This window comes from Mycobacterium sp. SVM_VP21 (assembly GCA_024758765.1).
GTDB lineage: Bacteria > Actinomycetota > Actinomycetes > Mycobacteriales > Mycobacteriaceae > Mycobacterium > Mycobacterium heraklionense_C.
This window is the reverse complement of sequence record CP101406.1, coordinates 1,922,001-1,934,048: the sequence shown is the minus strand read 5'-3', so window position 1 is coordinate 1,934,048 and position 12,048 is coordinate 1,922,001. Positions and strand designations below refer to the sequence as shown.

The 12,048-nt window shown below is 64.3% G+C and carries 5 protein-coding genes and 1 pseudogene; 1 reads left to right on the top strand and 5 read right to left on the bottom strand.

The features are described 5' to 3' along the window. Window positions 1-1,395: 1,395 nt before the first annotated feature. Together NM962_08920 and NM962_08915 are read right to left on the bottom strand one after the other, a co-directional pair. Window positions 1,396-3,789: a hypothetical protein gene (locus tag NM962_08920; protein ID UVO14124.1), complete on the bottom strand. Its 2,394-nt coding sequence runs from the start codon at window positions 3,787-3,789 to the stop codon at window positions 1,396-1,398. A gap of 49 nt (window positions 3,790-3,838) precedes the next feature. Continuing rightward, on the bottom strand, window positions 3,839-6,160 hold the full coding sequence (locus NM962_08915) for a hypothetical protein (protein ID UVO14123.1): 2,322 nt from the start codon (window positions 6,158-6,160) through the stop codon (window positions 3,839-3,841). 254 nt (window positions 6,161-6,414) lie between these two features. Between NM962_08915 and NM962_08910 the strand changes: the two genes are divergently transcribed. Then, window positions 6,415-8,223 (top strand): fatty acyl-AMP ligase, encoded by a 1,809-nt coding sequence (locus tag NM962_08910; protein UVO14122.1) that lies wholly within the window; start codon window positions 6,415-6,417, stop codon window positions 8,221-8,223. 23 nt (window positions 8,224-8,246) lie between these two features. On the opposite strand, the gene NM962_08905 is transcribed toward NM962_08910, so the two are convergent. The 3 genes and pseudogenes from NM962_08905 to NM962_08895 all read right to left on the bottom strand — a co-directional run bounded on the left by NM962_08905 (window position 8,247) and on the right by NM962_08895 (window position 11,930). Further along, complete coding sequence (locus NM962_08905; GenBank protein ID UVO14121.1) at window positions 8,247-10,133, bottom strand: fatty acyl-AMP ligase; 1,887 nt, start codon at window positions 10,131-10,133, stop codon at window positions 8,247-8,249. 45 nt (window positions 10,134-10,178) lie between these two features. Further along, window positions 10,179-10,308: pseudogene (locus NM962_08900) on the bottom strand (hypothetical protein). 182 nt (window positions 10,309-10,490) lie between these two features. Beyond that, window positions 10,491-11,930, bottom strand: coding sequence for a PE-PPE domain-containing protein (locus NM962_08895; protein UVO14120.1), 1,440 nt, complete (start codon window positions 11,928-11,930; stop codon window positions 10,491-10,493). Between the last annotated feature and the right edge of the window lie 118 nt (window positions 11,931-12,048).

The following is a 12,048-nucleotide window of genomic DNA, read 5'->3' as shown; positions in this document are numbered from 1 at the left end:
GTTACCACCACCGGTCGCCGCCGCACCCGCAGCACCCGCAGTGCCGCCAGGCGCCGCCGCACCACCGGCACCGGCCACACCCGCGTCACCACCACGGCCACCGGCACCACCATCGACATACGTCGAGTCGCCGTTGGCGCCGTCGCCACCGTTACCACCAACACCGGCGTTACCACCATCACCGGCAGCGCCACCAATACCGGCGACACCCGACGAGCCCAACAGACCGCCAGAACCAGCCACACCACCATGACCGGCGGCACCACCAGTGCCACCGTTGCCACCGTTGCCGGCCGCGCCACCGGCGGCGCCCGCGGTGGTGGCGTCGATGCCATCACCACCATCGCTACCAGCACCACCGTTGGCACCCTGACCACCAGCACCACCGGAACCACCGGAACCGATCAGCCACGAACCCTTACCACCAGCACCACCATTACCACCAGCACCACCATTGGCACCGGCAAGACCATTCAGCCCAGCACCAACAACCGCCCCCGCAGCACCCACCGCACCATCGCCACCGAGACCACCATTACCGCCCGAACCGAACGCCAAACCAATGCCATCACCACCGGCACCACCAACACCACCGGCACCACCAGCGATACCAGCACCCGCAGCACCACCATCACCGCCGATACCCATCCACCAGCCACCGTTACCACCGGCGCCACCGTCACCACCATCAAGACCCGCACCACCGGCGCCACCATCGCCGAACATGCCCGCCGAACCACCAACACCACCAGTGCCATCAGCAGCCGTACCACCAGCACCACCATCACCGAACCACAAACCACCAGCACCACCAGCAGCCTGCGCCGCCGTACCACCATCAATACCGTCGGCACCATTACCGATCAGAATCTGACCGAACCCGAAAATATTGATGACGTCATTAACCGCAGACCCAAACGAACTATTGATCCACGCCTGACCCAAGTCATGCCACGGGTCATAGAACAACGACCCAAACCAATCATCAGCAGCAGCCGACCCCGGCACACCCGCCAACGACGCATCAAACGACAAACCCACATTCGACAGCAACGGCTCCCACGAAGCCTGATCAAACAACGTCTCCCACGACGACGCCTGACCCAAATCCCCAAGCGCCCCAGCCAAATCCGCACCAACCAGATCAACAACCCAATCCAGCTCATCAGCATGCGCAACCGGAGCCGCCGACAACGGCGCCATCCCAAACGCCAAAAACGCCCCAACCGCACTACTGGCCCCCAGCAGTCGACGGCTAGGCCGGCCCAGCCGACGTGAACGACCGTTGCCCGAAGTGTTACGCCCTACTGCCATTTGGGATTTCCTATCTGTGTGGCCCACAGTTGTGCTAGCTCTGTCTGTCGTTTAGTTCTGGATCGGCTTGCCCGGTCAGGCTCAGCCGGTAAAGCCCAACGCCGCGGCGATCTGGTTCGGAATATCGTTCAGCCACTCGGAGGCCACCCCGAAGAAGTCGCCGTTGATACCGAGCACGCCCAGGTCGGACAGGCCCAAGCCGTCGATCAGCCCGTTGATGTCCAAAGTGCCGAAGCCGAGGTCGGTGAGCAGCGAGTTGATCGTCACGCCGCCGAGGCCGAGGTTGGCGACGATGGTGTCCAGATCGTTGCTGTCCAGCCCCAGCCAACCGAGGAAGGTGCCCAGGGTCGGGTCGCCCAGAACGCTGGTCATCACGTCGGTGATGAAGCTGTCCAGGTGGACCTCGTCGAGGCCCAGCCCGTCCAGCACGCTGCCGATCGACACCCCGCCCAACAGACTTTCGATGACCTCATCGAGGGTCCGGGTGTCAAAGCCCAGACCGCTGAGGATGCTGGCCAGCGAGATGCCGCTCAACCCGAGTCGGTCGATGAAGCTGTCGAGGTCGATGTTGTTAAAGCCGAGGTTGTTGAACATCGTCTGGATGTTGAGGTTGTCCAGGCCGAGCGCGTCGATCAGGTTCTGCAGACTGACACTGCCCATCCCCCAGTCCTCGAAGAGGGACAGCACCGTGGTGTTGCCCAGCCCCAGCCCGTCGAGGGCGCTGGTCAGGAGGTCGTTCAGGGTCGGGTTGAAGCCAATGTCGGTGAGGAACTCCTCCAGGGTGACATTGCCGCTCAGGTTGCCCAAGCCGTCGAACAGGGTCTCCAGTTGGTAGTTGGACAGGCCCATCGATTGGACCAGCTCCGCCACCGTGACGTTGTAGAGGTTCAAGTTCGACAGGGTCTGCCCGACGGTGTTGGTGCCCAACAAGGCGTTGAGCGTCGGGTTGCCGATCTTCTCAATCAGGCTGGCGTTCTCTGGGGAGAGCTCTGCCAGCGGGGTGTCGCCGATACCGGCGATCGTCATCAGCTCGGTGAACTTGATGTCGGTCATTGGGGTGGTCGGATCGATGCCGAGTGTGTTCTCCCCGACCGGCATCCCAGCCAACAACTCGCCCAGGGTCGAGTCCCCGAGTTCGCCCATGAAGTCGGAGAATGTGGTGCCCGGCGGGAACATCGACCCGATTAGCTCGAAAATCCCGGTGTTGCCGGTGATGTCCGGTCCCAGGAAGCCGTTGTTGAGCAGGTCCAGCAGGGTTTCGTTGCCGGTCTCGCCGAGCAGGAGGCTGACCCCGGCGCCGATCGTGACATCGCCCAGACCCAGCTCGGCGAACAGATCGGTCAGCGCAGGATTGCCCAACGTGTCGGTGATGAGCCCGCCGACGGTCCAACTCGGGTCCACCAGGCTGGCGAGGGATTCGGTGCCTGTGGCACCGAGCAGGTCCTTGATCAAGCCACCGACGGTCTGGTCATCGCCACCGACGAGGCTCAGGATGAACTCCGACAGCGTGGGGTTGCCGATGCCGACTTCCGGGGAGTTGAGCAGGGCGATCAGCAGACTCGCGATCGAGTCGTCCGGGCTGATGCCGCCGAGGTCGGTCAGCAGCTGGGCGATCGTGGGGTTGCCGATGCCGGCCTCGTTGAACACGCCGATCAGCAGTTCGGACAGCGACTGGGTGCCGATCCCGAACTCGTTCAGCAGGTCGACCGGCGTCATGTGGCCATAACCGACCTGGTCGAGGAGTTCGATGATCAGGGTGTCCAGCGGGATATCGCCGACGCCGAGCTGGCTGAGCAGGCCGGTGATGGTGGTGTCGCCGTAGCCGGACTGATCGACGAGGCCGCCGATGGTGAAGTTGGCATCAATAGGTTGCCCGGTGGTCAGGAAACCGTTGAACAGCGGGATGTTGATGTCGCCGATGCTGAAGCTCGCGGTGCCGTTGAGGAACGCGTCGAGCAGGGTCGCCGGCGCACCGATCAGGGCGGAGAGCGCACCCATCGGGTCGCTGAAGTTGAAGATGTCGCGGATGACGTCGCCCAGCGCGTTGAACATCGTCACCCACGGGCCGATTCCGGCGAGCAGCGAGTTCAGCCACAACGGCAACTGAATGCTGATGTCGGCCGGGAACGGCATCAGTTCCGCGCTGATGGTGGGCATCGCGTTGGTGAAGATGTTGACGACGTCCGGGATGCCAGCCAGCGCCTGCTGCGGGTGCGTGACGATGTACTCCAGCAGACCCCACATATCGACGGAGTTCTGGTTCAGCGCCTGCAGGTTGGCGACGGTGTGGTTGAACAGATCGGTGTAGGGCGAGAAGAAGTCACCCCCCGAGGTCAGCGCAATGGCCCGCTGTTCGATGACCGCGAGCTCGCGTTGCAGCTGCGGCAGGTGGGATGTGACGGGGGGAACCGCGACGAGACCCACACCGACAACGGCCAGGCCGGTGGTGACGTACGGACGAAGTGTTTGCTGCATGACGCCCTCCCGGACGAAAGTTCCGAAGTTGCTTGGCCGTTGAAGTCGCTTAGCCACCGAGCACCGCCGCAATCTGGTTCCCCAGCCCATCGAGCCAGTAGGACAGCGAGCCATAGAACTCTTCGATCTGCGCGTTGATCACGGTCAGATCGCCCATACCCAGCGACGTCAGCAGCTCGTTGACGGTCTGGTCGCCGAAGGCGCCAAGCAGCGAGCTGACGGTCGAGGTGCCGAACAACGAGTCGATCAGCTCGTTGAGGGTCTGATCGCCCAGGCCCAGATCGATCAGGCCGTCGTGGACGGTCATGGTGCCGAAGAATTGGTCGAGCAGGTCGCTGAGCGACTGGCCGCCGAGCCCGAACTCGTTGAGCATGTCGTTGACGCTCTGCGTGCCCAGAGCCTGTCGGATGATGTCGTCGAGGTGCATGCTGCCCACGCCGTTGTCGTCGAGCGCATTGGCCACGGTCTGGTCGCCGAACATCTGGTCTAGCAGCGCACTCAGATTCAGATCGCCGATGCCCGCTTGGTTGAGCATGTCGACGATGGTCTGGTCGGCCGGCACGAGCTGGTTGATCAGGTCGGCCAGGGGCGTGTCGGCCGTGACACCGAGCAAGTCCGCCAGCGGCTGGTCGGGCATGTTCGCCAGCACCAACTCGGTCAGGGTCATGTCGGCAAAGCCGGACGAGGCGAGCATCTCGCCCACCGTCGTGACGAAGGTGGCGCTGATCATCTCGGCCAACGTTTGGTTGCCCATGTCGCCGAGCAGCGAGCTGATCGGCGCGGTGAGCATGCCCTGCTGTTCCAGAATCGAGCCGATGGTCTGGCCGGCCATCGCGTCGATGAACGACGAGTCACCGCCCTTGGCCAGCGGAGTGCCGCCGGTAGCGGCGATGAAGTCGTTGATCGTGATGTTGCCGATCAAGCCCATGTTGTGGAGGTTGCCGAACACGGTGCCCAGCGACAGGTTGGTGATGCCCAACAGGTCGGTGAATTGCTCGACCGTGACAGAACCAAGGCCAAGGGCGTTGACAACGTCGAGCATCGACGTGTTGCCCGCGTCGCCGAGGACGCTGACGAAAACGTCGCCCATGTTGACGTTGGCGATACCCGCCTGGCTGACCAGGTCCATCATCGACTGGTTGCCCAGGCCCAGGCCGTTCAGCAGCGAGGTAATGACCTCGTGGGTAGTCAGGTCGCCGCCACCCAGGGCGTCGATCAGCGATGCCGGGGTCTGACCTGCGAGACCGAGCGCCTCCACCACGGTCTGCAGCAGACCGTTCAGGGTCAGACTGTCGGCACCGAGGTCGCCGAGCAGCTCGCTCACGGTCGGGTCCCCGATGCCCAGCGCGTTGAGCACGTCCATACCGAGGTCAGCCAGCTTGAGGTCGGCCAAGCCGACGTCGCCGGCGATGTCGACGACCGTCGGGTTGTCGAAGCCCAGGGCGTGGGTGATGTCGATCGCGATGTCGGCGACCTGCAGGTCGCCGACGCCGATCTGGTCCAGGATCTCTTCGATGGTGGGGTTGCCGATCCCCACGGCGTCGAGCACGGTCATGAACACGCTGGCGACCTGCAGGTCGCCGAGCCCGAGGGTGTCGATCACGTCGACCGGGGTCTGATCGCCCATCCCCAGGGAGTCCAGCAAGCCAGTCAGCATGCCCGACACTTCAAGCGTGCCGATCCCGGTCTGGTCGAGCAGGCTGGCGATGGTCTGGTCACCGATCTTCAGGCCGTTAACCACATCGTCCGCGGTCAGGTCGATGACCAGGTTCTGGCCGGGGACCAGGATGCCGTTGAAGAGCGGGACGTGCACGCCGGCGATGTCCAGGGTGGCCGTGCCGTTGAGCCAGGCGTCCAGCAACCGGGGTATCGCGGTGAAGATCGCCGCGAACGGGTCCAGGAAGTCGTTGGGGCGGAAGATCTGATCGAGGATTTCGTAAAACTCGTTGTTGACCGTGACCAGCGGGCCGATGAGGCCCATGCCAATGGTCAGGATCGGCGAGAGCAGGACCATGATCGGGTCAGCGCCGCTGACCGACGGCATCACAGTGGTCAGGAAGTCGAATACCTCCGGCAACCGCGACAGCGAGCTCGGATCGCTAATGATCTGCTCCAGCAGGTTGCCCCAGCCGTTGTCCGATCCCATCGCCACCAAGTTGTTGGCGGTGTTGGTGAAGAGGTCGACCCACGGGCCGAAGAAGTCCGGGCCCGCAGTGAGCTGCACGGCATGGTGCTCGACGCTGTGAAGTTGCTGGCGAGGTTCCGCAACAGGTCGCATGGCCGCGATCGGCACCGCGGTATTTACCGCGATTAAGGCGGCACCAGCAATGGCGACGCCGGGGGTGACGTACGGGCGAAGCGCCAGCTGCATCATGCTCTCCTACGGACACTGACTACGGACGTTGCTTAAACTTACATGAGTTTTCTGCTTTGTCGAACGGAAATTTTTGTAAGGAAAACCCTCGTAAAAACCCGGCAAAATCGCACGTAAGGCGATAGATGTCCGCCCAGCGGGAAAGGTATATCCCGATGTCGTAGCCCTGCGCACCACGCCTCCACCCCCGCCTCTCAGTCTTTGTTAATGTCAATTCTGGAACCGACTCGATCGCTAAGGTGGTCATCACGATGAGCGCAACCAACCTGATGGCCATGCTGGTTCAGCAAGCCGAGCGTTACGGCGACAAGATCGCGTTCAGCTTCTCCCCAGATGGCGGTGCCGAACAGGCACGGATCACCTACCGAGAGCTCGACGCACGCGCACGAACCCTTGCCGCCGACTTGCAGCGACGTGGCGCCACCGGGCGGCGGGTGCTGCTGGCCTGCGAGCCCGGGCTGGACAATGCCATCGGCTACTTCGGCTGCGTCTACGCCGGTGCGATCGCCGCACCGATGAACGAGACCCTGTCGCGGCTCAAGCAGATCGCCATCGACGTGCAGGCCGACTTCGCGCTAGCCACCGCCGACATGCAGGCCCGGGTGCGCGCCCCGATCGACGCCTTGACCACCGATCGCCCGCTGCAGTGGTGCACCATCGACCAGGACCCGGCCGCCGACGCGACCGGGTGGGTCGCCCCGGACATCGACCCGGATGACATCGCCTTGATCCAATACACCTCGGGGTCGACCAAATCCCCCAAAGGCGTCATGGTCAGCCACCGCAACCTGCTGCACAACATGGAGGTGGTCCGCCGGCGATGGAACGGCCATGACGGTGACGTAGCGGTGTGGTGGCTGCCGCAGCACCACGACATGGGTCTGATCGGCGGCGTCCTGGAGATGGTCTACGTCGGCGTCACCACCTACATGATGGCGCCCAACTCATTCATCAAGAAGCCGCAGCGCTGGCTGGAGATGCTGTCCCGGCACCGCGCCACGATCACCGGCGCACCGACCTTCGCCTACGACGTGTGCGTCAAGAACACCACCGCGGCGCAGCGCGCGGCACTCGATCTGTCCAGCCTGACGCATGCCTGGATCGGTACCGAGCCGGTGCGCGCAACCACGCTGCAGAACTTCGCCGAGGCCTTCGCGCCGGCCGGGTTCCAACTGAACGGAATCCAAGCGGCGTTCGGGCTGGCGGAGTCCTCGCTGCTGGTCACCGCGATGCAGAGCCCGGAGGTTGCGGGGGCCCGCTACGTCGATCGCACCGAGCTGGGCCGCAACCACCTGGTCGACGTTCCGGCCGACCACCCCGACGCGGTGGCGTTGGTGGGTTGCGGCCGGGAGCTAGACGACATGCGGGTGCTGATCGTCGACCCCGAGACCCGGCTCGAGTGCAGTCCTGACCAAGTGGGCGAGATCTGGGTATCCGGCCCGAGCGTCGCCCAGGGCTACTGGAATCGGCCAGAGGAGACCGCACGTACCTTCGGCGCGACCCTGGCCGACACCGGCCAAGAATTTCAAGGGCCGTTCTTGCGCACCGGCGACCTCGGCTTCATGTGCGCCGGGGAGTTGTTCGTGACCGGACGGTGGAACGACCTGGTCTCGATCCGCGACACCAAGTACTACCCCAACGACATTGAAGACACCGTGGGCAGCAGCGACGCGGCGCTGATGCCGGGCCGGGGCGCCGTGTTCACGGTGAAACCGAACCCCCACGCCGACGAGCAGCTGGTGGTCGTGCAAGAGGTCAACCGCACCGCACTGGGCAACGACCTAACCGATGCCGTCGAGGCGATCCGCACCGGCGTCGCGGCCACGCATGGCATTTCGCCGCACGACGTGCTGCTGGTGGAGCCCATGCAGGTGCCGACCACCACCAGCGGCAAGATTCAGCGCAGCGCATGCCGTCAGCGCTTCACCGACGGAGGCTTCGCCCCGGTGGCCGAATGGCACGCCCCGGCCACCGAACGCACCGGTAATGCCCCGCAGTTGAACCTCGGAGCCCTCGGCAACGTGTTCAAGGCCGCGATTCAGCAGCGGCGCTCTCAATAGGAGGTCTCGGAGGGAAAGGCGTTCTAGCCCTGCTGGCCCCTTGATCCCCGCAGCCGCTGCGCCAAACCGGTTGCTGCAAGCTGCACCAAGCCGCCGATCAGCGCATTCTTGACGTCCGAGGCGTCGTTTTGCGGCCGCGGCTCCGCCCACTCCGCCAGCACCGTCAGTTCACCGGCGAGGTACTGGTCGCGGCACGCACTGCGCTGAATCTTGCCGCTGGTGGTGGTCGGTATCCGCATCGGCTTGAGCAGCACGACCGCCTGCGCGTCGATCCCATGGTGAGTGCGGATCGCCGCCCGGATCGAGTCGATCAGCTCGTTCAGATTGACCCCGACGGCGTCGTGGTGGTGCACCTCCTGCGCCACCACCAGATATTCCGGGGCGTTGCGCTGGGTCGGCACCTGGAACACTGCACCACGGCTGGGCATCAGAGCCGGGTGACATGCCTGCACGGTCAGCTCGATGTCATTGGGGTAGTGGCTGTAGCCGCCGATCGTCATCAAATCCTTGCACCGGCCGGTGACGAACAGCTCGCCGCCGGCAAAGAACCCCAAGTCACCACTGCGCAGGTAGGGACCCTCCCCGGTGTCGGCCACGAACGCGTTGAAGGCGTGCTCGGTCTCTTCGGGGCGTCCCCAGTAGCCCGCGCCGACGCTCGGCCCGGACACCCAGATCTCGCCCACCTCTTCGGGTCCTCGCCGCAATCGGGTCTCCGGGTCCACGATCAGGACTTCCTGGGTCTCCGCCTTCTTGCCACAGCCCACCAGCGGGACAGCGGTTTCAGTGGTGGCGGCTACGGCCGGCACCTCGACGACCCGATCCTCACTGAGCGCGCTCCGGTCGTAGTGCCGAATCACCGGCACCGCCGACTCGGACATACCGGTCACGCCCAGGGTTGCCTCGGCCAGTCCGTAAGCGGGAATAAAGGCCTCGGGCCGGAAACCGGCCGGCGCGAACGCCTCGGTAAACGACCGCAACGTCTCCTCGCTGATCGGCCCGGCACCGATGACCGCGATCGACAGGTTTGACAGGTCCAGGGCGGCGCGCTGCTCCGCGGTGCTGCGTTTGACGCAGGCCTCGTAGGCGAAGTTGGGTCCGGCGGTGATGGTCGCCTGGTAGCGCGATATCGCCTGCATCCAGCGGATCGGGCGCATCAGGAAGGCGCTCGGCGACATCAGCACGGTGGTGCGGCCGCCATAAATGGTGCCGAGGATGCCCCCCACGAAGCCCATGTCGTGGTACTGCGGCAGCCAGGACACCCCGCTGACCGGGCTGTTCATCACTGGCGCGTCATCCGGCGGATTCAGCGCCCACCGCATTATCTCCAGATTGCTGAGGTAGTTGCGGTGAGTCAGAACGCAACCCTTCGGCACCCCAGTGGAGCCCGAGGTGTACTGGATCATGGCGAGGCTGTCGGCACGGACGCTCTGCAGCTCCCAGTCCGCGCCGTCGTCGGAGGCCTCATCCATGGCCAGCCACGTCAGCTTCGGCCCAGAACTGAGACCGTCCACCGCAGACTTCATCTTGGCCTGGGTTTTGGCCGTCGCCAGCGCGAAGCGCGCATCCGCTTCGGGCACGACGGTCTCGATCCGCCGGATAGGCCAGTGCTCGTCGACCGGTATCGCAATAGCGCCGGCGTAGAAGCAGCCGAACAACCCAGCGATGCTGTCCACACCGGGGCGGCAGAGCACCAGCACACGCTTACCGGCGGCACCGTGACGCTGCAAGTTCGCCGCTATCGAGCGGGCACGCCGGTCCAGGTCGCGGTAGGTGACCCGGTCCTCTTCAATATCGCCTTCGGGGCAGAAGATGAAAGCGGGCGTGTCCTGAAAACGCGCAGCCTGCTGCTGCATCAAGTCAACCAAGGTGTCCAGAGCCAAAGGGGCCAAGGAACTTGTCAGTTCTGCCATCGTCTGTTCTGCCTCAGGGAGCTAGATCGAGTAACGACCACAGCGTAGCGGCGACCGCAAGCGCGGCGGAGCCGGGCGAAGCGGGTCACCGCCATCCAACCAGCGGCGACCGCAAGCGCGGCGGAGCCGGGCGAAGCGGGTCACCGCCATCCGACCAGTGGCGATCCCGAACCATAGGGACTAATGCCCGCCTCCGAGCGACAACACCTGCTAGCTCACGTCCTTTACCCCGCCGCCCGTAGCAGCTATGACCTGAAATAACGACTGTTGTCGCTCGGAGGCGGGCAACCGTCACACCTAGACCCCCGTGGTACCGGTGGGGCGAATGAGATCGCCCCGGGCCAACGCGTCGCGGATCTAGAACAGATCGTCGAAGATGTCCTGAATGCTGTTGGAAGCCTGGGCCATCACCATGAATTCGATGCCGGCACCCAACGTCGTCAGGCCCGCGCCCGCTGCCAGCGGCATCCCGATCGCGTTCAGCAGGTCGCCCTCTCCCAAGTAGTGCGTGAAGAGGCTCAGCTGGTACGCCGGCAGCGAGGTGGTCAGTGCGTTGAGGATGTCTACGGTCGGCAGCAGAGTCTGATAGGCCAGCGACGCCGCGCCGCTGAAGGCGTTCACGATCTCGAGTAACGACGGCGGGTCAGAAAAGTCCCACCCGCCCGATGAGGCCGAGTCGCCCGCCGGCAGCGCCCAAGTGGCTGGATCCGACAGGTCAGCGATGAAGTCGTTGAACCCCTTTTCGGCCCCGTCGGCCAGCGCCTGCAGGATCGTGGCGAAGTCATCGGAGGTCAGCTCGGGGAACACCCCGAACGGCGTCGCGACGTCGGCTGGCGTGTTTGACCAGCCGATGGTGGGGTCTGGGCCGTAGCCCAGGTTGACCAGCACCCGCAGGCTGGGGGCGAGCAGGTCGGCCACCGCGTCGCCAAAGATCGGGATGCCGCGCAGCGGCTCCACCAGCGGCAGGAAGTCGGTGGGAATCACGTAGTAGTGGGTGCCGCCGTCGTAGCCCTCAGACGTCGGCAATTCGATCGCGGCGTCGATCTCGGATTGGTCGAGTTTGAAGTACTCACCGTGGACATAAAGGATCCCGATAAACGCATTGATATTCGACAGGATGTTCAGCGGGTACCGGGGGAAGTCAGCGATTCCATCGTATTCACCTGTCCAGATGTGGGTGTCGAAGCCGGTGTCGGCAGGAGTCGCACCGGTGAACGTCAGACCTAGGCTCGGGACGCTCGGGTGGAAGCCCACCGGCGCGTCGAAGCGCGACAGCAGCCCGCCGTTGGGGTTGCTCGGGTTGCCAACCATGAAGAACGACAACTGATCGGTGTCCGGCTGAAAACCCAGCGATCCGTTGACAATGTTCTGCATCTCCAGCGACGCAATCGTGGCGCTCTGCGAAACGCCCCCGACCGCGACGTTGCGTCCCGCTGCCAGTTCCTCCTTGATGCTCTCGTTGAGAATGGTCACACCCTGGGCCACGGACGGGTCGAGGGGAAGACTCTTGGGCGGGGTGAAAATGGGGTTCAACCCCTCGGGAGTGAATATTCTTTTCACCCCGTAATCGGCGTAACCGTTGGTCGCGATGTAGTCGTCGAAAGCCTTCTGCACCAGGCGCATCGGAGGAATCGGCACACCGCTGCCGCCCATGAGCAAGGCCATACCGGGGAAGTCCTCGTCGGCCAGCAGCGCCGGCGCTGCCGTCACAGTCGTCAGCCCGGGGGAAACCGGCGACACTATCGGCGTCAGACCCAACAGGACCGAGCCGGCAACGGCCGCCGGGACCAACGTCATTGAACAGACCGCACGGTGTCGCACTGAAAAACTCCTTAATCACCCCGACGCCTGGTGTCCGCTCCAGCGTCAAGTCCGTCCGATAACAAGGAACTATGTGCGTGCTGATGGTCAGTCG